A 24,606-nucleotide genomic window follows, 5' to 3' on the forward strand; every position below is an offset into this window, starting at 1 on the left:
TAGAGAACCAAAGGAACACCATGAACTCCGAAAACCAGGAGCAGGCCACCACTGCCGCACCCCACGGCGCCGAGATCCGCCGAGGACCGCTGCGGCCCGGGGAACGCGTCCAACTGACAGATGAGAAGGGCCGCCGCAACACCATCACCCTCACCGAGGGCGGCGCCTTCCACACCCACCGCGGCTACCTGCAGCACGACTCCGTCATCGGACTGCCCGAAGGGTCCGTGGTGTCCAACACCGCCGGGCACCAGTACCAGATCCTGCGCCCGCTGCTCTCGGATTTCGTCCTCTCGATGCCGCGCGGCGCCGCCGTCGTCTATCCCAAGGACGCGGCCCAGATCGTCACCATGGCTGACATTTACCCGGGCGCCCGCGTGGTGGAAGCCGGCGTCGGCTCCGGTGCCCTGAGCATCTCGCTGCTGCGCGCCGTCGGTGACCACGGCAGCCTGCACTCCTACGAACGCCGCGAAGAGTTCGCCCAGATTGCCCGCGGCAACGTGGAGACCTTCTTTGGGGGACCGCATCCGGCCTGGGACATCAGCCTCGGCGATTTCCAGGACGAAGTGGTCAAGACGCAGGAACCGGGCAGTGTGGACCGCGTGGTCCTGGACATGCTGGCGCCGTGGGAGTGCACCGACGCCGTAGCGACCGTACTGGCTCCGGGCGGCGTGTGGATCTCCTACGTGGCCACCGTCACCCAGCTGTCCCGCACCGCGGAGGCCATCCGCGCCGACGGCCGGTTTACCGAACCGGACGGCTGGGAATCCCTGGTCCGCGGCTGGCACCTGGAAGGCCTGGCCGTACGCCCGGACCACCGGATGGTGGCGCACACCGGCTTCCTCCTCACCGCCCGCCGGCTCGCCGAAGGGGCCACCGGGCTCGTGGCCAAGCGCCGTGCCTCGAAAACCAACTTCAGCGAAGAGGACCTCAACGCGTGGACCCCGGCCGCGGTCGGAGAGCGTGAAGTGTCCGCCCACAAGCTGCGCCGTGCCGCCCGGGATGCCAGCTCCACCGTGCAGCGCGGAGCCCTCGAAAACGCCGAAAAGTTCCAGCAGGAGACCGACACGCCATAGCGGGGGTAACCGGCGAAACACAAGACGCCGTACCCCGTGTATCTTCCGTAGCGCTGGGTTACTGTCATTGGACAGACCCAGAGCTACGTGAAGGCGGTCGGTAACATGACTGAACCCGAGAACGTTGGACCCGGGACCGGGGGATCCCGCCCGGTGTCCGCAGCATCCGTAGCAGGCACCGAAGCACGCCAAGTGAACGTCCTCCGGGACAAACTCCGGAATCTGGACCGGCAGCTCGCTGCCCTGACCCACAACAACGCCCGGCTCGTGGCCATGCTGGAAACCGCGAAAGCCGAGATTATCCGGTTGAAGGATGCCCTGGAGAACGAGGGTGCAACGCCCTTCAGCTTCGGCACCGTCATCGGAGTCAACCAGCGCCGCGACGCCGAACCCGGCGTGACGACCATCGCGGCAGTGCAGGAAAGCCTGGACATCATCCAGTCCGGGCGCAAGCTCCGGGTTACCGTTTCGCCCCTCCTGGACCTGGGCCAGATTGTCCCGGGCCAGGAGGTGCTGCTGAACGAATCCCTCACCGTCATTGCCGCCCTCGGCTTCGAACGCGCCGGGGAACTGTTCACGGTGAAGGAACTGCTGGACCCGGACCGGGTGCTGGTGATCGGACGCGCGGATGACGAACGCGTGGTCCGGCTCAACGGCCCCCTGGGCCGGGAAAAGGTCCGGGTGGGGGACGCCCTCACCGTGGACACCCGCATCGGCTACGCGCTGGAAAAAATTCCGCGCAGCGAAGTGGAGAACCTGGTCCTGGAAGAGGTCCCGGATATCTCGTACGCGGACATCGGCGGGCTCGGCCCGCAGATCGAGCAGATCCGTGACGCCGTCGAGCTCCCGTTCATGCATCCGGACCTCTACCGGGAGCACGGATTGAAGCCGCCCAAAGGCATCCTGCTCTACGGCCCTCCCGGCTGCGGCAAGACCCTGATCGCCAAGGCGGTGGCCCATGCCCTCGCGGCGCGGGTGATGGAGCAGAACGGCACGCTGGGTACGCGCAGCTACTTCCTGAACATCAAGGGACCCGAGCTGCTGGACAAGTATGTGGGGGAAACCGAGCGGCACATCCGGCTGATCTTCGGCCGCGCCCGGGAGAAGGCCTCCGACGGCAGCCCCGTGGTGGTGTTCTTCGACGAGATGGACTCACTGTTCCGCACCCGCGGGACCGGTGTCTCCTCCGACGTCGAAACCACCATCGTCCCGCAGCTGCTCAGCGAAATCGACGGCGTGGAGAAGCTGGAGAACGTGATCGTCATCGGTGCCTCCAACCGGGAAGACATGATCGATCCGGCCATCCTGCGTCCGGGACGCCTGGATGTGAAAATCAAGATCCAGCGGCCCGACGCCGAAGGCGCTGCAGAGATCTTCGCCAAGTACCTGACCCCGGACCTACCGCTGCACCGCGACGACCTCGCCGAGCACGGCTACGACCCGGTGGAAACGGTCAATGACATGGTCCGGCGCACGGTGGAGAAGATGTACGCCGAGGACAAGGCCAATGAATACCTGGAGGTCACCTACGCCAACGGCGATACGGAGATGCTCTACTTCAAGGACTTCAACTCCGGTGCCGTCATCCAGAACGTGGTGGACCGGGCCAAGAAGTACGCCATCAAGGACCTGCTGCAGCTGCACCAGCGCGGGCTGCGCATCGACCACCTGATGCGCGCGGTGGTGGATGAGTTCCGCGAGCACGAGGACATGCCCAACACCACCAATCCGGATGACTGGGCACGGATATCGGGCAAGAAGGGCGAGCGGATCACCTACATCCGGACCATCGTCCAGGGCAAGGCGGGACAGGAACCGGGCCGGACCATCGAAACCGCCGCAAACCCGGGACAGTATCTGTGACCGTCCGCCGTGTCATGGGGACGGAAACCGAATACGGGGTGCTGGCTCCGTCCCTTCCCTCCGCCAACGCCACCGTGCTCTCCAGCCAGATAGTCAACGCCTATGCTGCCACCCTGCGGACCGGCGCGGGCAATCTCTCCGGGACGCGGTGGGACTACACCGACGAGGCACCGCTGAACGACGCCCGCGGATTCGCGGTGCCCCGTGCCGCAGCCGATCCCACCTCACTGACGGACGAACCGCCCGTGCTGGACGCCGAACAGATCGCCATGGAGGGCGGCGGACCGGCCGCCCTCTACGGCGAACAGACGCAGGATAACCCGGTGCTGATGAACATGGTCCTCGGGAACGGCGCACGCCTGTACGTGGACCATGCCCATCCCGAGTATTCCTCGCCGGAAGTGACCCGCCCCCGCGACGCGGTGCTGTGGGACAAGGCCGGGGATGCCGTGGTGCTGGCAGCCATGCGGCACATTGCAAGGACGCCCGGATTCGCGCCGGTGCATCTGTACAAGAACAACACCGACAACAAGGGTGTCTCGTACGGGTCCCATGAGAACTACCTGGTGCCCCGCAGCGTCCCGTTCGCGGCGCTGGCCAGCGGACTGGTGCCGTTCTTCGCATCCCGGCAGGTCATTGCCGGATCCGGGCGGGTGGGCATCGGCACCAACAACCAGCGCCAGGGTTTCCAGCTAAGCCAGCGGGCGGATTTCTTCGAAACGGAAGTGGGCCTGGAAACCACCATCCGCCGGCCGATCATCAACACCCGCGACGAGCCGCACGCCGTGGCGGAAAAGTACCGGCGGCTGCACGTGATCATCGGCGACGCGAACCTCAGCGAAGTGTCCGCCCTGCTGAAGATCGGCACCACCTCGCTGGTGCTCTCCATGATCGAAGCGGGCACGGCCCCGCCCGTCGAACTCCGCGACCCGGTAGGGGCGCTGCAGGCCATCAGCCATGACCCGACGCTGGAACAACTCGTGGAACTGACGGACGGGCGGATGGTGACAGGCCTGGACCTGCAGGAGATCTACTTCGAAGCGGCGGCGGCCTTCTCCCGCGCCGGCGGCGGAACGGATCCGGACACCGAAGACATCCTGGCCCGCTGGTCCGCACTGCTGGGCACCCTCAAACGGGATCCTCTCGCCGCATCCGGTTCCGTGGACTGGGTGGCGAAACTGAAACTCCTGCAGGCCTACCGCGAGCGCGACGGGCTGGGCTGGTCCGATGCACGGCTGCACCTGGTGGACCTGCAGTACTCCGACATGCGTCCGGAGAAGGGCCTGTATTACCGCCTGGCCGCCCGCGGGCAGATGGAACGCATCCTCACCGACGCGGAGATTGCCCGTGCCGTCACCACCCCGCCGGACGACACCCGCGCGTACTTCCGCGGGAACTGCCTTACCCGGTTTCCGAAGGAAGTCATCGGGGCGAGCTGGGATTCGATCATCTTCGAACTTCCCTCCCGCCGGCGGCTCCAGCGGATCCCCACCCGGGAGCCGCTGCGCGGGACACGGGCGCTGACCGAGGAACTCTTCAACGCATCGGCCGACGCCGAGGATTTTGTCACCAGACTCCTGACCGGTTCGGACGCCGCCGTGGCACCATAGGACTAAGCTTCACCCCGGGCAGGACAGGGCTAGCAAGAAAGGGCTAGGCATCATGGCAACCCAGGACCGCAGAAACACCGGAACCCATCCCGTCGAAGAAGAAGAAACCGAGGCCGTCCCGCCCCCCGCCGCCGAAGCGGAAGCCACCACCGAAACAGAGGGCGTGGACGACCTGCTGGACGAGATTGACGGCGTGCTGGAAAGCAACGCCGAGGAATTCGTCCGCGGCTTCATCCAGAAGGGCGGTCAGTAACGGATGGCCCCCCGGGACCCCGCCGCCTCCATCCACGAAGCCCCCACCTCTTCCTTTACCGACCATCTCACGCGCCACCGCCCGGAACTGCTGCCCTCCTCCCGGTCTCTGGGACCGGCATCGCACGGTTCCGCGGCGGAGCTGGCTCCGCAGGCAACCACCATCGTGTCCCTCACCTACGCGGGGGGAGTGCTGATGGCCGGGGACCGGCGGGCGACGATGGGCAACATGATCGCCAGCCGGCACATCAAGAAGGTCTTCCCGGCGGATAACTTCTCCGTGCTCGGCATCGCCGGGACGGCCGGTCTGGCCCTGGACATGATCCGGCTGTTCCAGGTGGAACTGGAACACTACGAGAAAATCGAGGGAACGCCCATGAGCCTGGACGGCAAGTCCAACCGGCTCGCCGCCATGGTCCGTTCCAACCTTCCGCTGGCGCTGCAGGGGCTGGCCGTGGTTCCGCTCTTCGCGGGTTTCGATGCCCAGCGCCGGGTGGGGCGGCTTTTTTCCTACGACGTCACCGGCGGCAGGTACGAGGAGTATGAGCACCACAGCGTGGGCTCCGGATCGGTCTTCGCACGCGGCGCCCTGAAAAAACTCTGGCAGCCGAACCTGGACGAGGAGGATGCCGTCCGGGTGGCCGTGGAGTCCCTCTACGACGCGGCCGACGACGACTCGGCCACGGGCGGGCCGGACATGGTGCGGCGGCTGTGGCCGGTGGTCTACGTGGTCAACAGCGCCGGCAACCGGGAGATCCCGGAGCGGGAACTGCAGCAGTTGACCCAGGACCTCGTCTCACGGCGCACCGCCGCCGGGCTGGAGGCGTAACCGTGACCCAGCAGTTCTATGTCTCGCCCGAACAACTGATGAAGGACCGGGCGGACTTTGCCCGGAAAGGCATCGCCCGGGGCCGCTCGGTAGTCGTCCTGACCTGCCGGGAGGGCATTGCCCTGGTGGCGGAGAACCCCTCACCGTCCCTCCATAAGCTCAGCGAAATCTACGACCGGATCGGTTTCGCCGCCGTCGGGAAGTACAACGAGTTCGAGTCCCTGCGCCAGGCGGGCATCCGGTTCGCCGACGTGCGGGGCTACTCCTATTCGCGTGACGACGTCTCGGCGCGGGGCCTGGCCAGCGTCTACGCGCAGAGCCTGGGCTCGGTGTTCACCACCGAAGGAAAACCGTTCGAAGTCGAGCTGGCCGTGGCTGAAGTGGGGGAGGACCCGTATTCCGACCGCCTGTACCGCCTGAATTTCGATGGCTCCATCGCGGACGAGAGCAACTACACGGTGATGGGAGGCCAGGCCGAAATCGTCAACGAAGCCCTTAGCCGGAGCTGGAACCAGGATGCGGACTTCAGTTCCGCCATCCGCACGGCCGTGACGGCCCTGTCCGCCACCCGGTCCGCCGACGGCCCGGGCAACGGGTCGGCCAACGGGCAGGCGGCGGAACCGCTGGGTGCCGGGCTGCTCGAAGTGGCCGTCCTGGACCGGGACCCGCTTTCCACGCGCGGCACGGTGCGGGCATTCCGCAGGATAAACACCGTTGAGCTGGACCGTCTGCTGTCCAGCGCGGAAGGAGACTGATGGACCGCAGGATCTACGGGGTGGAAACCGAATACGGCATTGCCTATTCCGGACCCGACTCGCGTCCCCTTTCGCCTGAGGAAGTGGCCCGCTACCTCTTCCGCAAGGTGGTCAGCTGGGGCCGCTCGTCCAATGTCTTCCTGACCAACGGCTCACGCCTGTATCTCGATGTGGGATCGCACCCGGAATACGCCACCGCCGAATGCGACGACCTCGCGCAGCTGGTGGCACACGACCGCGCCGGGGAACTCATCCTCGAGGACCTGGTGGAGGAAGCGGAGGACCGGCTGAAGGCCGAAGGGTTCAACGGCAGCGTCTATCTGTTCAAGAACAACACGGACTCCGCAGGCAACTCCTACGGCAGCCACGAAAACTACCTCATTCCACGGCGGCTCGAATTTTCCCGGCTGGCGGACGTCCTCATCCCGTTCCTCGTGACCCGCCAGCTCCTGGTCGGCGCGGGCAAGGTGCTCAAGACCCAGTCCGGCTCGCTTTTCGCGTTCTCGCAGCGGGCGGACCACATCTGGGAGGGTGTCTCCTCCGCGACCACCCGCTCCCGGCCCATCATCAACACACGGGACGAGCCGCATGCCGACGCCGAACACTACCGCCGCCTGCATGTGATCGCCGGAGATTCGAACATGTCCGAGACGACCATGCTGCTGAAGGCCGGCACCGTGGACCTGATGCTGCGGATGATCGAGGCCGGGGTGCTGATGCGCGATCTCCGGTTGGAGAACCCCATCCGGAGCATCAGGGAAACCTCCCATGACCTCTCGGGCCGGCAGCCGCTGAAACTGGCCAACGGATCCACCATGACGCCCCTGGACCTGCAGCGGATCTATCTCCAGCGGGTACAGGACTTCGTGTCCGCGAACGGGGAGCATAACCGGCATGTCGGGCGGATCCTCGACCTGTGGCAGCGGACCCTGGACGCCGTCGAGTCCGGCGACTACTCGGGCATTGACACCGAGATTGACTGGGCCATCAAGAAGAAGCTGGTGGACCGCATGGGGGAGCGGCACGGCCTTGACATGACCTCTCCGCGGCTGGCCCAGGTGGACCTGACCTACCACGACATTTCCCGGCGCCGCGGATTGTTCTACCTGCTGCAGTCCCGCGGGGAGACGGCCCGGGTGGTGGAGGACAGCGACATCAAGGAAGCCGTGGACCAGCCGCCCCAGACCACGCGCGCAAAGCTGCGCGGGGACTTCGTCCGGCGCGCCAAGGCCGCCAACCGCGACTTCACGGTGGACTGGGTGCACCTCAAGCTCAATGACCGGGCCCAGCAGACGGTGCTGTGCAAGGATCCCTTTGCCTCAGTTGATGAACGGGTGGAGGCCCTGCTTTCCACTCTCTGAGCTTCGCGCGGCCCGTACCTAGGATTCATCCAGCCGGACCGGCTAGTCTGGGGCATGTTGCGGCCGCGCGGCGCCTATCTGCCCGGCGTGCCGGCACCTGCGGTACGGCCGCCTGCCTCACTGTCCACCACTGAAAGAAGTACTGTGCGTAAAGTACTAGCCATTCTCCTGCCCTTCCTGCTGTTCCTGACCGCCTGTTCCGGCGGCGACGACGCCAAGCCCTCCGGGCCGTTGTCCTCCGTGAAGATCGAACGGGGCGACGACGAAGCCTCCGTGCCCAGCGTCGATTTCGAGGAGCCGCTGAGCGTTGACGAGCCCACCCTGACCCGGATCAACGACGGCGACGGCGAGGAACTGGAAGACGGCCAGACCGCGTCGATCCGCCTCATGATGGTGGACCCCGAGACCGGAGAAGCCGGCCAGGAAACCTACACGGCGGAAACTGCCGAAGACATTGCAGTGGACGAGACCCTGAAGCAGAACAACGAGCAGATGTACAGCGCCCTGCTGGGTGCGCCCATCGGCTCCGACTTCGCGTACTTCGTCCCGGGCAACGACGCTGCCGGCACGCAGGCACAGTTCATCGTTTTCACCCTCGCTGATGCCCGCGACGTCCCGACCCGTGCCTGGGGCGACGACGTGGCCCCGGTCGAAGGCCAGCCGTCCGTCGAACTGGACGGGGACGGCAAACCCACCATCACGATTCCGGACACGGAAGCACCCACGGAGCTCGTTGCACAGGACCTCAAGACCGGCGACGGCGACGTGGTGGAAGCCGACGACACCGTAACCGTGCAGTACCACGGGGTGAAGTGGTCCGACGGAAGCGTCTTCGACTCCAGCTGGGAACGCGGCAGCCCGACCAGCTTCGGCCTCAATCAGGTCATTTCCGCCTGGACCGACGGGCTGGCCGGCAAGACCGTTGGCTCGCAGGTCCTCATTGTGGCTCCGCCCGCCACTGCCTACGGTGCAAACGAAGGCAACGAGCTCCAGAACGAAACCCTGGTGTTCGTCGTCGACATCCTCGAAGCCAAGTAACCGGATAGGATTGCAGGCAGTCCCAACACAAAGGAGCACCCATGTCATTCGGCAAGCGTGAATACGACCGCCAGAAGCCGGAAATCGATTTCCCGGCCCACGACGCACCCACCGACCTCGTCATTGAGGACCTCGTAGTCGGCGACGGCCGGGAAGTGCAGGCCGGAGACACGGTTTCCACCCATTACGTGGGCGTCGCCTTCTCCACAGGCGAGGAATTCGACGCGTCCTGGAACCGGGGCACGCCCCTGGACTTCCGGGTAGGCGTGGGCCAGGTTATCCAGGGCTGGGACCAGGGCCTGCTGGGCATGAAGGTCGGCGGCCGCCGCCGGCTGGAAATCCCCTCCTCGATGGCCTACGGCGACCGCGGCGCCGGGTCCGCCGTGGCCCCGGGCGAGTCCCTGATCTTCGTGGTGGACCTGCTCGGCGTCCGCTGATTTCCACTGCCCGGAAGGGGCGGAACCGCTGTCATCAACGACGGCGGTTCCGCCCCTTTCGCATGCAGCGTCCGGAAGGAAGGTAGATTAGCTCCCGTGTCCGCCAAGAGAACCGAGCGTCTGCTCAACCTGGTTATTGCCCTTCTGTCCACCCGCAGGGGCTTCACCAAACACGAGTTGTTCGAAGAAATTGAACTGTACGGGGAAGCCGCCACGGCCGATGCCCGCGAGAAACTGTTCGACCGGGACAAGGCGTTCCTGCGGGAGCAGGGGATTCCGGTGGAGTCCTACAGCGACGACGTGCCGTACGAGGACAACGCCGCCCAGCGTTACCGCATCCGGCAGGACGCCTACCGGCTTCCCGGCGTGCGCTTCACGCCGGAGGAATCCGCCGTCCTGACCCTGGCCGCCCGCATGTGGGACCAGGCCTCGCTCGGCTCCGCCGCCGCCCGCGCGCTGCGCAAGCTCTCCGCCCGGGGCGTACTGCCCGACGACGCCGGCGCCATTCCGCTGCAGCCCAGCATCCGCACCAATGATCCGCACTTCGACGAGATCTGGCGCGCCGCCACCACCCGCACCCCGCTGACCTTCGGCTACCGGCCGCCGGGCTCAGCAGCCCAGTCCGTGCGCAGGGTGCAGCCCTGGGGGATGGGCAGCCGTTTCGGCCACTGGTACCTGGTGGGCTACGACCTTGACCGCGCCGCGGAACGGATCTTCCGGCTCTCCCGCATGGAGGGCCCGGTCCGGCTGCGGCCCGGCACCTACACCGTGCCCGCGGACTTCGACATCGACACCTCGCTGGCCTCCCTGGACGACGTCTACGCTCCCCGCCCGGCCGTGGTGGATGTGCGCCCGGACGCCGGAGCCGCCCTGCGGCTGCAGGCGGAATCGACCGAAGCCGGGGACGCCGGCCGGGACCGGCTGCACCTGCGGGTCCGCGATCTGGACGGACTGGCGGCCGACACGGCAGCGCTGGGCGCGGCCGCCGTCGCCGTCGAACCCCCCGAGCTCGTGGACGCCGTCCGCACCGCCCTGACACGCGCCCTTCAGGCCCAGAGCCTGCCGCTGCCTGCCTTCGAACTGACGGAGACGGCAGCTCCCGCACGCCGCCCGGCGTCCGGAGCCCAGGACCACCTCACCCGCCTGCTGGACCTGGTGCCGTACGTGCTGGCAAACCAGGGCGCCGACATGAACGAAACCGCCGCCGCGTTCGGCATCAGCAAAGACCAGCTGGCCAAGGACCTGTCCCTGCTCTTCGTGAGCGGACCGCGGCATTACCCCAACGGACTGATGGACGTCAGCTTCGACGATGACCGGATCTACATTGAGAACGCCGAGAACCTGTCCGAGCCGGTGCGGTTCGGCATGGACGAAGCGGCTGCGCTGATCGTGGGCCTGGACACATTGTCGGCGCTGCCCGGCATCGGCTCCTCCGCTGCCGTAGCCAGCGCGCTGGAGAAACTGACGGAGGCGGCAGGGGAGGCCGGCGGAGTCGGGACAGCGGTCGCGGCACGCCTGGACGACGCCGCCGGCGGTGCCGTCCTGGCCGAACTCCAGCAGGCCATCTCCGGTGCACGCCAGCTGGAACTGCGCTACCTGGTGCCGCGCCGCGACGAAGTCACGCTCCGCACCGTGGACCCCCGCCGCCTGTTCTCGGTGGATAACACCTGGTATCTGGAGGCGTGGTGCCACCGGGCGGAAGCTCCGCGCAACTTCCGGGTTGACCGCATCCACGGAGTGCGGGACACCGGTCCGGCGCTGACGCACGCGCCGGAGCCCGGAGCAGCGTTTCCCGCCAGCCTGTTCACTCCCGGCCCACTTGACCGCAGGGTTACCCTGGTCCTGGATCCGGCTGCCCTCTGGGTCGCCGAGGCCTACGACGCCGAGCGCCAGGCCGCCCTGGCGGATGGACGGACAGCTGTGGAACTGCGCACGGCCGATACCGCCTGGATTCCCGCGTTTACGGCCCGGCTGGGCGGAACGGCGGCCGTCGCAGCCCCGGCGGAGCTGCGGGAAGCCGCGCTGGCCTGGCTGCGGGAGGCCGCCGCCAACTACCCGTCCGCCTAGCCGCCGGTCCGACCGGGCAGGCAGTCTCCACTATGCTTGGGGGTATGCCTTGGTGGTCCTGGATACTCATTTGGTTTGCCCTCGCGGCAGGCGCCGCGGGCTTCTACGCCCTGATCGGCTACCGGCTCTTCCGAAGGTTCCTCGCCGTTCTCCGGGAATTCGAAGCTGCGTCTGCCAAGCTGTCCCCACGCGTTCCGGACACGGTCCCGTCCACCGTGGTGGACGAAGGGCCTGCCGGCATCTTCACCGAGCCGGCCGAGGCACGGCGGGCCTACGACGCCGGCAAGGCGGCCCGCCGGGAAGCCCGGCGGCTGCACCGCATCGAGCGGCGCACCGCCAAGGGCCAGCCCCGTGCGTGGCGGGATTTCCCGGAACTCTGACATAGAATATTTCCCAATGAAAGGACACCGCCATGAGGCTTGAAGGCTGGCAAATCATCGTCATAGTTGTACTTGCTCTGCTGCTCTTCGGCGCCCCGAAGCTTCCCGGATTGGCCAGAAGCCTGGGCCAGTCCCTGCGCATCTTCAAGTCCGAGGTGCGCCAGATGAAGGACGACGACAAGGATCCCGCTCCCACCGATCCGGTCGTAGGGAAGGTAGTGAACCCCGACGCAGGAACCAAGGGCACGGAGCAGACCTTCTTCCCCGGACAGACCCCGCCGTCCGGTGCACCGGGCGGTCCCGCGGACTCCGCGGGTAACCCGCCAACCGGCCGCTAGCAGCCGTGGCGCTGAATAAAGGGCGCAAATCCAACCCCGAAGGGCGGATGGCCCTCAAAGAGCACCTGCGGGAATTCCGCAACCGGCTCTTCAAATCCGCCATCGCCGTTGCCCTGGGCACCGTGGGCGGGTTTTTCCTCTACATGCCCGTCTTCAACGCGCTGACGAAGCCGCTCATTGACGCCGGAACTTCCGGAGGGCGGTTCACCACCATCAATTTCGAGGGCGTCGCGACCCCCTTCGACCAGATGGTCCAGGTCTCGGTTTTCGTCGGCCTCGTGGTCTCCAGCCCGGTGTGGCTTTACCAGGCCTGGGCATTCATTACGCCCGGACTCAAGCGCAAGGAACGCCGTGCGGCCCTGGGCTTCCTGGCCGCCGCCGTGCCCCTGTTCATCGGCGGCATTGTCCTGGCGTGGCTGGTCCTGCCCCAGGCCGTACGGGTGCTGACCGATTTCACGCCTGAAGGCGGATCAAACGTCATTACGGCCTCGGTCTACCTCGCCTTCGTGCTGCGGCTGCTCCTGGCCTTCGGCATCGCTTTCCTGATTCCGGTCTTCCTGGTGGGCCTGAACCTGGCCGGGCTGCTGTCCGGCCGCACCATCATCAAGTACTGGCGCATCACGGTGTTCGCCATCTGCCTTTTCGCAGCCATGGCGGCCCCCGGCGCCGATGCCCTGAGCATGTTCTACCTGGCCGCACCGCTGCTGGCGCTGTTTGCCCTGGCGGTCGGCATTTGCCTGATCAATGACCGTCGCCGCGTCCGGAAGCAGGCTGCACGCGAAGCCGCCGTGGAAGCCGACGCCGACCGGGCAACCCCCATCGACAAGCTGTAGGGGCGCAGGGACGCGTTCGCCCACCGATGATTGTGGCGTGCCTGCCCCGACGCAGCGCATAGGCTGGGCTTATGACTTCTCCTTCGGAGCGGTACCTAGCCGCGAAACAACGTTCCGAACACGCCAGGACCCGGTTGGGGGTCTTCGAGCAGTCGCTGGGCTTCGAACTGGACACCTTCCAGTCCGAAGCCTGCCGGTCCCTCGAAGCCGGCCGCGGCGTCCTCGTCGCTGCCCCCACCGGCGCCGGCAAGACGGTCGTGGGGGAGTTCGCGGTCTACCTCGCCCTGCAGCAGGGGCTGAAGGCCTTCTACACCACCCCCATCAAGGCCCTGAGCAACCAGAAGTACAGCGAACTGGCGGCAACCTACGGCAGCGACCGGGTGGGCCTGCTGACCGGAGACACCAGCATCAACCCGGACGCCGACGTCGTCGTCATGACCACCGAAGTCCTCCGGAACATGCTCTACTCCAACTCGGACACCCTCATGGACCTCGGCTACGTGGTCATGGACGAGGTGCACTACCTGGCGGACCGGTTCCGCGGGGCGGTGTGGGAGGAAGTCATCATCCACCTGCCTTCCGACGTGCTGGTGGTCTCGCTCAGCGCCACGGTGTCCAACGCGGAGGAATTCGGTGCCTGGCTGGACACTGTCCGCGGAGACACCGATGTGGTGGTTTCCGAACACCGGCCCGTACCGCTGTGGCAGCACGTCATGGTGGGACGGGACATCTTCGACCTGTTCGAATCCGACGTGTCCTTCGATGAAGCCGCGGACGAGCAGCCGGGCATCAAGGAGCGTTACCGGGTCAACCCCGAGCTGATGGAACTGGCACGCGCCGAGTCCCGCATCAACCAGCGGGGCCACTGGGGAGGGCCGCGCGGCTCCTCCCGCGGCGGGCGGCGGGACTCCTCCCGGGGCGGACGCTCCGGCGCCGGACACGGCGGCTCGCCCATCACGCGCCTCCAGCGGGCCTCCCGCCCCCAGGTCATTGCCCAGCTGGACCGCAACGGCCTGCTTCCCGCCATCACGTTCATCTTTTCCCGGAACGGCTGCGAGGGCGCGGTCCGCCAGTGCGTCGAGTCGGGGCTGTGGCTGACCGACGAAGACGAGCGGCGGGAAATCGCCCGCGTGGTAGACGAAGCCACCCAGGACATTCCCGAGGAAGACCTTGAGGTGCTCGGCTTCTGGACCTGGCGGGAGGGCCTGGTCCGCGGATTCGCCGCCCACCACGCTGGCATGCTGCCCACCTTCAAGGAAGTGGTGGAACGCCTCTTCGCCGCCGGTCTGGTCCGCGCCGTCTTCGCCACCGAAACCCTGGCGCTGGGCATCAACATGCCGGCCCGCTCGGTGGTGCTGGAAAAACTGGACAAGTTCAACGGTGAAGCACACGTGGACATCACCGCCGGCGAATACACCCAGCTGACCGGCCGCGCCGGCCGCCGCGGGATCGACGTCGAAGGCCACGCCGTCGTCCTCTGGCAGCCCGGCACCGATCCTGCGGCCGTCGCAGGCCTGGCCTCGCGCCGGACCTACCCGCTGAACTCCAGTTTCCGGCCCACCTACAACATGAGCATCAACCTCATCGCCCAGTTCGGCAGGGAACGGGCCCGCGGAATCCTCGAGTCCTCCTTCGCCCAGTTCCAGGCGGACCGGTCAGTGGTGGGCCTGGCCAAACAGGTGCGTTCGCGGGAGGAATCGCTGGCCGGCTATGAGAAGGCCATGACCTGCCATCTGGGCGACTTCAACGAGTACGCAGCCCTGCGCCGGCAGCTTTCGGACCTGGAGAGCACCGCCTCCAAGACCAAGGCCCGGAACCGGCGCAGCGCGGCCGCCGCTTCCCTGGAGAACCTGCGCCCGGGGGACATCGTCTTCCTTGCCGGGGGCCGGAACGCCGGCCACGCCGTCGTGCTGGACGTGGATGCCTCTGCCCGCGAGGTGCGCCCGGCAATCCTCACCGAGGACAAGCAGATCCGGCGCATCAGCGCGTCCGATCTTCAGGACGCCCTGGAACCGGTCTCGCACATCCGCATCCCGAAATCCTTCAACTCCCGCTCGCCCAAGGACCGGCGCGATCTGGCCTCCTCGCTTCGCAACGCGCTGCATGACCACCGGCCGCCGCGCCCGGCAGCCGCCCGCGCCAACGCCATGCATACGGCCGGAACGGAGCGGCAGGAGAAGGCGATAGCCGAACTGCGCCGGAAAATGCGCGCGCACCCCTGCCACGGCTGCAGTGACCGTGAAGACCATGCCCGCTGGGCCGAGCGCTGGTGGAAGCTGCGCCGGGAAACCGACAACCTCGTCGGACAGATCCGGGGCCGGACCAATACCATCGCCAAGACCTTTGACCGGGTCTGCGACGTGCTGGCCCGGTATGGCTACATTGCCCCGGATGCGGCGGGCCTCGACTCCGTCACTCCGGCCGGGCAGAAACTGCGGAGGATCTACGGCGAAAAGGACCTGCTGGTGGCCCTCTCGCTGGAACACGGCGCCTTCGACGACCTCGACGCCGCCGAATTGGCCTGCCTGGCCTCCGCCCTGGTCTACCAGGCCAAGCGCGAAGAGCGCGGGCTGCGGCCGAAAATGCCCAGCGTGGCGCTCGAATCCGCAGTGGACACCGTCATCCGCCAGTGGTCCGAACTCACGGACCTGGAGGAGGCGTCCCGGCTGCCCCAGACCGGCGAGCCGGAGCTGGGACTGGTCTGGCCCATGTACAAGTGGGTCAAGGGCAGGCATCTGCAGGTGGCCCTGAACGGTACCGAACTCGCCGCCGGCGACTTTGTCCGCTGGGCCAAACAGGTGATTGACCTGCTCGACCAGCTGGCAAAGGTTCCGGATCTGCCAACAGGTATGCGCCGTCGCTTCCTGGACGCCATTTCCCTGGTGCGCCGCGGCGTCGTCGCCTACTCCAACGTCGGCGACTGAACCCCGGCCGCCGCCCCCTTCTTCCAACGTGCAACAGAAAACAGGTGAGTCCTTGAACGGCAGTCCCATCCAGAGCGCCCCCGCCCTGACGCTCTACCGCAACGGTTCGGTCTACAGCGCCGGCGATCCCTTTGCCACAGCCATGCTGGTGGACGGAGACACGATCGCCTGGGTCGGCTCCGAGCAGGCCGCCACGTCCATCCAGGACAGCAAAATGGAGGTGGTGGACCTGCACGGCGCGCTGGTTGCCCCCGGCTTCGTGGACTCCCACGTCCACACCACCGAGCTGGGCATGTCACTGTCCACCCTGGACCTGAGCGGCTGCACTTCCCTGGCAGACCTGCTGGGCCGGGTTGCGGACTACGCCGCCGGATCCACCGGCCTGATCCTGGGCTCGAACTGGGATGAGTCGCGCTGGCCGGAACGGCGCGTCCCGGACGCGGCGGAGCTCGACGCCGCGTCCGGCAACCGACCGGTCTACCTCTCCCGCTCCGACGTGCACTGCGCGGCCGTGTCCGGCACGCTGGCGGCCGAGCTGCGGCTCCAGGAGTACGACGGCTGGGACAACGGTTTCGTTGTCCGTGCCGCCCACGACGCCGCCCGCACCGTGGCGCGCGACGCCGATCCGGACCAGCGGGGCGTGTTCCAGCTGGCCGCACTCAAGCACGCAGCCTCGCGCGGAGTGGTGGCCGTGGCCGAAATGGCCGCACCCCACATTGCCCCGCCGGAGGACCTGCGCCGCCTGCTGGGCCTGGACGGTCCGCTCGTCGAGGAGCCGCTGCCGCAGGTTCTCCCGTACTGGGGCCAGCTGGTGGAAACCGAAGCCGAAGTCACCGGCCTGGTGGACTTTTTCGAAGGCCGGCTGCTGGGCCTGGCCGGAGACCTGAATATTGACGGTTCCTTCGGCGCCCGCACCGCTGCCCTCCGCGAGCCGTACACCGACCGCGCCGAAGCCTCCGGCACCCTGTACCTGACGGCGGAACAGGTGGGGCGCCATCTCACCCTGATGACCAAGGCGGGACTGCAGGGCGGCTTCCACGTCATTGGCGACGCCGGTATGAACACCGCGTTGGCGGGGCTGCGCATTGCTGCCGAGGCCGTGGGCGAGGCGGCTGTCCGGGCTGCCCACCACCGGTTGGAGCACGCGGAGATGACCGATGACGCTGCCATTGCCGAACTGCTGCGCTTCGGCATCACCGTCAGCCTCCAGCCCGGATTCGATGCCGCGTGGGGTGCACCGGGCGGTCTCTATGAGCAGCGTCTCGGCGGCCGTCGGGAGAGCATGAACCGCATGGCGTCGCTGCTCTCTGCCGGTGTGCCCGTTGCCCTGGGTTCCGATACCCCCGTACTGCCGCTGGATCCCTGGTCCGGGGTGCGCGCCGCTGTGTCCCATTCCAATCCGAAGGAGCGGGTCTCGGCACGGGCGGCGTTTATCGGCCACACCCGGGCCGGCTGGCGTGCTGCCGGGGAGACCAATTTCATGCGGGGACAGCTGGCTGCCGGCGCACCGGCTTCCTTCGCGCTGTGGGAGGTGCAGGAACTGATGGTCCAGACGCCGGATGCCAATGTCTCGGCCTGGAGCACCGATCCGCGTGCCGGTACGCCGCTGCTGCCCGCGCTGGACAACGGCGACGAGCCGCGCTGCCTGCAGACGGTCCACAACGGCCGGGAACTCTACCGGGCGCCGGCCTGGTGTGAACGGTAAATTACCTATGCGTCTGCATCTGCTCCGACACCGCCTCTGACCTGCACTAACAGACAAACCTCCTAGTCAGCAGGCTGATTGACAGAGACCAGCCAGCACGTAGGCTATGAAGATCGTAGTCGGGGCCGGCTCAGTAAGGGATGCCGGGGCGTTGTTCCGGATCGCATCCAGGCAGTGCCTTGGATGCCGTTCCGCCGGTCCCGTGCTGCCGTGGCCCGTTGCAGGTGCACCGGAGAAAATCCTCCGCCGTGCCGCTTCCCGGGTCCAGCATTACACAACCGGGTGGGGCCAACCGTCAGTAGAAAACAGGGCCGGCAGTTACGCCGGAACTGGCCCGAAGACGGCTGGACCCGCCCGGTTGTGCTGCATCGGGCCTCAGTGCCCGGCCCGCCGCTCCGCAGACTCCCATATACTGGATAGTCTGCCGGGGGACTAACCCCGTCCCCGAACACCGCGGCGTGCGTCCGCTGAAAGGCCTACCGAGTGCGTGTCCTGACCATCATCCCCACCTACAACGAGATCGAGTCGCTCCCCATCACCCTGAAGCGGCTGCGGAACGCAGTTCCCGATGCGGATGTACTGATTGCGGACGATAACAGCCCCGACGGCACCGGCGCCTACGCGGATGAAATCGCCGCCCAGGACCCGAAGGTCCATGTGCTGCACCGTAAGGGCAAGGAAGGCCTCGGCGCGGCCTACATTGCGGGCTTCCGCTGGGGCCTGGAACGCGGCTACGACATTCTGGTCGAAATGGATGCGGACGGCTCGCACCGCCCGGAGGAGCTGCCGCGCCTGCTGGAAGCTTCCAAGGCGGGTGCAGACCTCGTCATCGGTTCCCGTTGGGTGACGGGGGGATCGGTGGTCAACTGGCCGCTTCGCCGCAAGCTGCTCTCGCGTGCGGGGAGCACGTATTCGCGGTTCATGCTGGGCATCCCGGTCCGTGACATCACCGCCGGCTACCGTGCGTTCCGACGCGGCACCCTTGAGCAGCTGGACCTGGGTGCCGTTGAATCCGTGGGTTACGGCTTCCAGGTGGACATGACCTTCCGGGTGGCACGCCTGGGGCTGCGGATCACCGAGGTGCCCATTACCTTCGTTGAGCGCGAACTGGGAGACTCCAAAATGAGCGGCAACATTGTGGTTGAGGCGATGGCCAACGTTACCCGGTGGGGACTGACTGCCCGTTGGCAGAAGCTCACCGGGCGCAGCTGAGGTTAAACGAAGGAAGCGCGGCGGCTGCCAAGTGGCAGCCGCCCCGCTTCCTTTATGCTGTCCCGGCCCCGCCGGAAGGACCGCTAGGCGCTGGTGCGCTCTCCGCGGCGTTCGCGCAGGATGTTCAGGCGGTCCTGGAGGATCGTCTCGAGTTCGTCGATGCTGCGGCGTTCCAGCAGCATGTCCCAGTGCGTACGCACGGGCTTGTCATTGCTCGTGTCAGGCTTCTCGCCGTCCACCAGGAGGGCTTCCTTGCCGGTCTTGGAAATCCAGACCGGGGGAATGTCGGCTTCGGCCGCGAAGGTTACGAAAACCCGTTCCCCATCCTCACAGCGGTATTCCACCCGCTGGCGGGGAGCCGGTTCCACACCGGATTCAGTCTCCATGCTCTGCGCGCCGAGGCGCATACCCCGCAGGCTACGATCGCTCATCTTTTCTCCCTCTTCAATCCGCTGGATCCGCTGGCGGATCCTTCTGTTATGCCGGTGCCAACCCTGCCTGCCGACCGCGGGCGGAGCGGTCGTCCGGCTTCCGTCCATGCCGTCCCAGCTGGTACAACGCCGGCGGCGCCGCAGCTGTTCCCGACGGCGGTGACGTTGGGTGCCGCAGCTGTTGCCCGGCAAACAGACAATTATACCGGCACCAACGCGGAACCGCCTACCGGGGGAGTGTTACGGGCTAGAGCCCGCCGGAGCTGCCCGGTGCCGCCGCGGAACCGGTGTTCTGCGTCGGGGCGCTGCCGTTGGAGGAATGCGCGGCGGGGTCCGGGACGAAGTCCCCCAGTGCACTGCCTACGCCCTTCAGCGCCTCGCCGAGTTCGCTTGGGATGATCCACAGCTTGTTGGACGTGCCTTCGGCCAGCTTCGGCAGGGTTTGCAGGTACTGGTAGGCGAGCAGCTTCTGGTCGGGATTGCCCTTGTGGATGGCTTCGAAGACCTTCCCAATGGCCTGGGATTCACCGTCGGCGCGCAGGATGGCGGCTTTCGCATCACCCTCCGCGGCCAGGATGGCCGCCTGCCGGCGGCCTTCAGCCGTGAGGATCTGGGACTGCTTCGTACCCTCGGCCGTCAGGATGGTTGCACGGCGTTCCCGCTCGGCCCGCATCTGCTTCTCCATGGAATCCTGGATCGACAGGGGCGGTTCAATGGCCTTGAGCTCTACCCGGGAGACGCGGATGCCCCAGCGTCCGGTGGCCTCGTCCAGGACGCCGCGCAGCTGTCCGTTGATGCGGTCGCGGGACGTCAGTGCTTCCTCCAGGTTCAGCCCGCCCACCACGTTGCGGAGGGTGGTGGTGGTCAGCTGTTCCACGGCCTGGATGTAGTTGGCGATCTCATAGGTTGCTGCCCGGGCGTCGGTGACCTGGAAGTACACGACCGTGTCGATGGACACCACCAGGGAGTCCTCGGTGATGACCTGCTGGGGCGGGAAGGACACCACCTGTTCACGCAGGTCCAGCAGCGGCAGCATCCGGTCCACGAACGGGACCAGGATGGTCAGGCCGGGGTTCAGCGTCCGCTGGTACTTGCCAAGCCGCTCCACCACACCGGCCCGTGCCTGCGGGACGATCTTGACGGCCTTGACCAGGACGACCAGGACAAAGATCACCAGGACGGCAAGAATGACTAGGACGGCTGTTGTGCTCATGTTCCCCCTTAGGTTCCGCAGGTTCCGGAAGGCAACCCGCGTGTGTGGCCGGCGGCCGGGCCGCCGGAGTGCGTCAGTAGGCTGCTTTCTGTTCCGTGCCGGCGGCCTGCACGACGGCGGTGGCACCCTCGATGCGTGCCACGCTGACCTCGACGCCGGCGGGCAGCCGGGAGCCGTCGACGGTGCGGGCGGTCCAGGTGTCGCCGCCGATCTTCACCGTCCCGGAGGAACCGGTCACGGATTCGAGCGTCAGCGCGGGCGCGCCCACGATCCGGTCAATGTTCGACAGCTGGTCCTGGGTGCTGTGCTGAAGGTGCTTCAGGGCCAGCGGCCGGATAACACCGATCATGAGGACGGAGACCACCGCAAACACCACGACCTGCAGGACCGGCGGGACGGCGAAGAAGGAGGTCAGCATGGCCGCGAGGGCTCCCACGGCCAGCATCCCGAAGAACAGGTCCAGGGTAAGGGCCTCCACAGCGGCAAAACCCAGGAACAGCACCAGCCACAGGGCCCAGCCGTAGCTGAGCAACCATTCGTAGACTTCCTGCATCCGTTTCCCCTTACGTTTCGGACATCCTTCACCGATCCCCTGTGAGCACCGGCGACGCCCGCACGCGGGGCGGCAGAGTCCGGCGCTTAGTTCATTGTGCCCGAGTCAGCGGCGCAGTCCTAGTGCCGGCGGATGCGGATGGATAACGTTTTGCCCCGCGCGGCTCTAGACGGCGCGGAAAATCTGCAGGGTGAAGGACGCAGTCACGGCAACCGGATCCGGCAGCGCAGCCACGGTACGTTCAAGGACAACCGGATCCAGGTGCCGGGCGGAGGGCCCCATCAGCACCACGTTGCGGATGTCGGCCCGGCGCAGCTGCATCGGGTAGGTGCAGTGTCCGGTGTGCAGGGGAGCGAACCCGGATGCCAGGGACGCGGCAACCCGTTCTTCCTTCTCGGCGGCAATGCCCAGCATCTCCGCCTCGGCCCGGATTTCCTGCAGGTGCCCGGGCCGGGGCGTCACTACGGCAAGGATCCCGCCGGTGGCCAGGACCCGGCGGAACTCCTGCGGATTCCGGGGCGCGAAGACATTCAGGACCACGTCCACGGACTCATCCTGCAGCGGCAGCCTCCGCCAGACGTCCCACACCAGCGCGTAGGCGCCGGGCAGTGCACGGGCAGCCCGGCGCAGGGCATATTTGGAAATGTCCAACGCCGCTGCCGAGGCATCCGGAAGTCGGCGGAGGACCTCGCCGAGGTAATAGCCGGTTCCCGCGCCGGCGTCGAGCACTGCCGCCGCGTCCGGGGCGGCGGCCGCCGTGAGCCGGGCCAGCTCGTCCGCGAGGGGCTGATAGTGTCCGGCCGCCAGGAAGTCGGTACGCGCCTGGACCATGGCAGCGGTGTCGGCCTGGAATTTGGTGCCGCCGCCCGTGAGGAGGTTGAAATACCCCTGTTTGGCCGCATCGTATCGGTGCCCGGCCGGGCAGCTGAGGGTCCGGAAGCCGTTGTCGGGTTCGAGGTCCGCTCCGCAGACGGGGCAGGCCAGCAGCGGGAGGGAAGGCATGATTCCATCCTAAGGCGGCAGTTGGCCCCCGCGGCCGGGGACATTAGGCTTCGGAGCGTGAACCCATGTGACCTGCCTCTCATCAATTCCCTGTCCGCTCCGGCAGTGCATCCGGATGCCCTGCACTGCGTGGTCTCGGTGACCCGCCCGGACTTCGGCGCCGATGCCTATACCGGGCAGCTGTGGCGTGTCCCGCTGACGCAGGGCGGCCGGCCGCGGCGGCTCACCCGCGGATTCCGGGATACGTCCCCCAAGTACAGTGCCGACGGCTCCAGCCTTGGATTCCTGCGCGCAGCGCCGGGGGAACCGGCCCAGCTGTTCGTCCTGGGTGCCGGCATCGCGGAACCGGTGCAGCTGACGGACGCCCCGCTCGGCGTTTCCTGGTTTGAGTTCTCACCCGACGGACTCAGCGTGGTGTTTTCCTCCCGGGTACCGGAGGCCGGCCGGTACGGGACCACGGACGGCGTGGGGCCCGGTGCCGAAGATCCCCGGCTCATCACCACGTTCAGGTACCGGATGAACGCGGTGGGCTACACCGGCGACAAACCCGTCCACATCTTCCACCTGACGCTTCCGGACCTGGAGGCCGAGCCGCACATCGAACCGCGGGGCAGGGCGAAGGATGCAGGCGGCCCCGGAACGGGACTGCCCGAACCCGTCCAGCTGACCTCCGGCACGGCGGACCACCTGCGGCCGGTGTTCTCCGCCGACGGGAGCCGCATCCTTTTCACGGCTTCACCGGAGCAGGACGACTCCCTCATCTCCGATGCCTTCAGCATCCGCCCGGACGGCAGCGGCCTGGGCCGGCTGACGAACCATGATGCCGGGAACCCGCTGGCGGTCTCGGACCCGGTGGAGAGCGCCAACGGCCACTGGCTGTTCTACCTCGGCCAGGAGGTGTCCGTCACCGGCACGGATTTCGTCGCCCGCAACACGGCCCTGTACGCGGCACCTGCCGCGGATCCGGCCGCGGCCCGGCGCCTGACGGACCCGGAGACCGTCGACCTGTCCGACGGCACTATCGTGCCGCACCTGTCCGCGGAGGTGCTGGTCTTCAACCGGACCCGCGGGACGGGGGAACTCCTGGCCGTGGACCCGCGCGGTCGCGTGGAAGTGCTGGCAGCCGGTCCCCGGGTCATTGAAACCGCAGGCTCCCGGGACGGCACCGTGGTGGTCGGCTATACCGATCCCCGCACCGCCGGCGACCTGGCCGTCGTCGACGGCGGAGGCCTCCGCCCGGTTACCGATTTTTCCGCAGCACTGCGCCGGGAGACGACGGTGGCCGTACCGCTGGAGGAAACCTATCCCTCCGGGGACGGCTATCCCGTGCACGGCTGGCTGGCACTGCCCGATGGCCCGGGCCCCCACCCGGTGCTGCTCAACATCCACGGTGGCCCGTTCTCCCAGTACGGCTGGGGATATTTCGACGAAACACAGGTCTACACCAAGGCCGGCTACGCAGTGCTCATGTGCAACCCCCGGGGGTCGGCCGGGTACGGACAGGCGCACGGCCGGAGCATCAAGGAGGCCATGGGCACCCATGACCTTGCGGACGTGCTGGCGTTCGTGGACGGCGCGCTGGCCGCGCATCCGGAACTGGACGCAAACCGGCTGGGGATCATGGGCGGCTCCTACGGCGGCTACCTCACGGCCTGGACCATTACGCACGATCACCGGTTCTCCGCCGCCGTGGTGGAACGCGGCTTCCTGGATCCGCTCTCCTTTGTCGGCTCCGCGGACATCGGCTGGTTCTTCAGTGCCGGCTACACCGGCACCGACCCGGCCGCGGTCCTTGCGCAGAGCCCGATGGCGTGCGTGGACTCCGTCCGCACGCCCACCTTTGTGGTCCATTCCGAAGACGACCTGCGCTGCCCGGTGGAACAGGCACAGCGGTATTACACCGCCCTGAAACTGAATTCCGTGCCCACCGAAATGCTGCTGTTTCCGGGTGAGAACCATGAACTCTCCCGCAGCGGCACGCCGTGGCACCGGCGGCGCCGCTTCGAGCACCTGCTCTCCTGGTGGGCCCGCTGGCTGCCCACCGCGCAGAACCCGGCCCCGGAGCAGGCGCGCACCCCGGAACCCGCCGGGGCCTAGAAGCCCAGGATCCGCTGGGCCTCGCCGATCCCCGGTGAGGCCCAGCGGCGCGCGTACTCGGCGTTGCTGCACAGGGACCGGGGAAGCATCCTGTCCACGTACACCGTTCCGAACAGATGGTCCGTTTCATGCTGGACTATCCGTGCCTGCCACCCGCTGAAGCGTTCCATGCGCTGCCGGGACTCGACGTCGGTATAGTCCAGCACCACGGACCGGAACCGGCGGACCACGCCCTGGTAGCCCTCGAAGGACAGGCAGCCCTCGAAAAACTCCGCCGTTTCCGCGCCGTCTGCTTCATACCGCGGATTGATGATCGTGAAGAAGGGCAGGGGAGACCGCTCCCGGACGGCAGAAGCCTCCGCGCCGGCGTCGAAGGTGTCCTCCAGTACGGCGATCTGCAAGGGGATGCCCAGCTGGGTGGCCGCCAGGCCCACGCCGGGTGCATCGTGCATGACCCGCCGCATGAGCGCGACAAGGGCGTCAAGTTCTCCGGCGTCCAGTTCGCCGTCAAAAGGCAGCGCCTCGCGCCGGAGGGCGGGGTGCCCCAGTTGGACTATCGGTACGAGCTCCTGGTCGAGCATCGGCAGGACCAGGTCGCGCAGCAGGGTAGTGGATTCTGAGGGCACCGCT

General features: G+C 67.2%; 22 protein-coding genes. 17 read left to right on the top strand and 5 right to left on the bottom strand.

Annotated features, from left to right (window positions below; genetic code table 11):
- Window positions 1-20 precede the first annotated feature (20 nt).
- The 16 genes from AC5RT8_RS02630 (at window position 21) to AC5RT8_RS02705 (ending at window position 18,680) form a co-directional block, all read left to right on the top strand.
- Window positions 21-1,076 carry a tRNA (adenine-N1)-methyltransferase gene (locus AC5RT8_RS02630; RefSeq protein WP_494094142.1) on the top strand — a complete coding sequence of 352 codons (1,056 nt, stop codon included), beginning with the start codon at window positions 21-23 and terminating at the stop codon, window positions 1,074-1,076.
- Window positions 1,077-1,181: 105 nt separating this feature from the next.
- Window positions 1,182-2,939: a proteasome ATPase gene (gene arc / locus AC5RT8_RS02635; protein ID WP_494094143.1), complete on the top strand. Its 1,758-nt coding sequence runs from the start codon at window positions 1,182-1,184 to the stop codon at window positions 2,937-2,939.
- A gap of 14 nt (window positions 2,940-2,953) precedes the next feature.
- Window positions 2,954-4,549, top strand: a complete 1,596-nt coding sequence (gene dop / locus AC5RT8_RS02640) for a depupylase/deamidase Dop (RefSeq protein WP_494094524.1) — start codon at window positions 2,954-2,956, stop codon at window positions 4,547-4,549.
- 52 nt (window positions 4,550-4,601) lie between these two features.
- Entirely contained in the window at window positions 4,602-4,802 is a 201-nt protein-coding gene (locus AC5RT8_RS02645; RefSeq protein WP_494094144.1) for a ubiquitin-like protein Pup, read from the top strand.
- Window positions 4,803-4,805: 3 nt separating this feature from the next.
- The gene (prcB, locus tag AC5RT8_RS02650) at window positions 4,806-5,630 is read left to right on the top strand and encodes a proteasome subunit beta (RefSeq protein WP_494094145.1); all 825 of its coding nucleotides are present in this window, start codon (window positions 4,806-4,808) and stop codon (window positions 5,628-5,630) included.
- Window positions 5,631-5,632: 2 nt separating this feature from the next.
- Entirely contained in the window at window positions 5,633-6,385 is a 753-nt protein-coding gene (gene prcA, locus AC5RT8_RS02655) for a proteasome subunit alpha (RefSeq protein WP_494094146.1), read from the top strand.
- Entirely contained in the window at window positions 6,385-7,746 is a 1,362-nt protein-coding gene (gene pafA / locus AC5RT8_RS02660) for a Pup--protein ligase (RefSeq protein ID WP_494094147.1), read from the top strand. The genes prcA and pafA overlap by 1 nt, the downstream gene beginning before the upstream one ends.
- 144 nt (window positions 7,747-7,890) lie before the next feature.
- Entirely contained in the window at window positions 7,891-8,784 is an 894-nt protein-coding gene (locus AC5RT8_RS02665; protein WP_494094148.1) for an FKBP-type peptidyl-prolyl cis-trans isomerase, read from the top strand.
- Between the two features lie 41 nt (window positions 8,785-8,825).
- On the top strand, window positions 8,826-9,221 hold the full coding sequence (locus AC5RT8_RS02670) for an FKBP-type peptidyl-prolyl cis-trans isomerase (protein WP_494094149.1): 396 nt from the start codon (window positions 8,826-8,828) through the stop codon (window positions 9,219-9,221).
- Between the two features lie 96 nt (window positions 9,222-9,317).
- On the top strand, window positions 9,318-11,288 hold the full coding sequence (locus AC5RT8_RS02675) for a helix-turn-helix transcriptional regulator (RefSeq protein WP_494094150.1): 1,971 nt from the start codon (window positions 9,318-9,320) through the stop codon (window positions 11,286-11,288).
- Between the two features lie 44 nt (window positions 11,289-11,332).
- A complete protein-coding gene (locus tag AC5RT8_RS02680) occupies window positions 11,333-11,668 on the top strand; it encodes a hypothetical protein (RefSeq protein WP_494094151.1) in 336 nt (111 codons plus the stop codon).
- 32 nt (window positions 11,669-11,700) lie between these two features.
- A complete protein-coding gene (gene tatA, locus AC5RT8_RS02685; protein ID WP_494094152.1) occupies window positions 11,701-12,006 on the top strand; it encodes a Sec-independent protein translocase subunit TatA in 306 nt (101 codons plus the stop codon).
- 5 nt (window positions 12,007-12,011) lie between these two features.
- Entirely contained in the window at window positions 12,012-12,839 is an 828-nt protein-coding gene (tatC, locus tag AC5RT8_RS02690; protein WP_494094153.1) for a twin-arginine translocase subunit TatC, read from the top strand.
- A gap of 71 nt (window positions 12,840-12,910) precedes the next feature.
- Complete coding sequence (locus tag AC5RT8_RS02695) at window positions 12,911-15,763, top strand: DEAD/DEAH box helicase (RefSeq protein ID WP_494094154.1); 2,853 nt, start codon at window positions 12,911-12,913, stop codon at window positions 15,761-15,763.
- A 52-nt stretch (window positions 15,764-15,815) separates the two neighbouring features.
- On the top strand, window positions 15,816-17,468 hold the full coding sequence (locus AC5RT8_RS02700; protein ID WP_494094155.1) for an amidohydrolase: 1,653 nt from the start codon (window positions 15,816-15,818) through the stop codon (window positions 17,466-17,468).
- A gap of 483 nt (window positions 17,469-17,951) precedes the next feature.
- A complete protein-coding gene (locus tag AC5RT8_RS02705) occupies window positions 17,952-18,680 on the top strand; it encodes a polyprenol monophosphomannose synthase (RefSeq protein ID WP_494094156.1) in 729 nt (242 codons plus the stop codon).
- Window positions 18,681-18,763: 83 nt separating this feature from the next.
- On the opposite strand, the gene AC5RT8_RS02710 is transcribed toward AC5RT8_RS02705, so the two are convergent.
- From AC5RT8_RS02710 to AC5RT8_RS02725, 4 genes are all read right to left on the bottom strand, one after another.
- Window positions 18,764-19,111 (bottom strand): RNA polymerase-binding protein RbpA, encoded by a 348-nt coding sequence (locus tag AC5RT8_RS02710; protein WP_494094157.1) that lies wholly within the window; start codon window positions 19,109-19,111, stop codon window positions 18,764-18,766.
- A 247-nt stretch (window positions 19,112-19,358) separates the two neighbouring features.
- Entirely contained in the window at window positions 19,359-20,324 is a 966-nt protein-coding gene (locus tag AC5RT8_RS02715; protein WP_494094158.1) for an SPFH domain-containing protein, read from the bottom strand.
- Between the two features lie 73 nt (window positions 20,325-20,397).
- Window positions 20,398-20,877 (bottom strand): NfeD family protein, encoded by a 480-nt coding sequence (locus AC5RT8_RS02720; RefSeq protein WP_494094159.1) that lies wholly within the window; start codon window positions 20,875-20,877, stop codon window positions 20,398-20,400.
- A gap of 165 nt (window positions 20,878-21,042) precedes the next feature.
- The gene (locus tag AC5RT8_RS02725; protein WP_494094160.1) at window positions 21,043-21,879 is read right to left on the bottom strand and encodes a methyltransferase domain-containing protein; all 837 of its coding nucleotides are present in this window, start codon (window positions 21,877-21,879) and stop codon (window positions 21,043-21,045) included.
- Between the two features lie 57 nt (window positions 21,880-21,936).
- Here AC5RT8_RS02725 and AC5RT8_RS02730 point away from each other — a divergent pair, with 57 nt between their 5' ends.
- Window positions 21,937-23,976, top strand: coding sequence for a S9 family peptidase (locus AC5RT8_RS02730; RefSeq protein ID WP_494094161.1), 2,040 nt, complete (start codon window positions 21,937-21,939; stop codon window positions 23,974-23,976).
- Here AC5RT8_RS02730 and AC5RT8_RS02735 read toward each other — a convergent pair.
- Window positions 23,973-24,557, bottom strand: coding sequence for a peptide deformylase (locus AC5RT8_RS02735; protein ID WP_494094525.1), 585 nt, complete (start codon window positions 24,555-24,557; stop codon window positions 23,973-23,975). The genes AC5RT8_RS02730 and AC5RT8_RS02735 overlap by 4 nt on opposite strands.
- Between the last annotated feature and the right edge of the window lie 49 nt (window positions 24,558-24,606).

It is taken from the genome of Arthrobacter sp. Ms25, assembly GCF_059090365.1.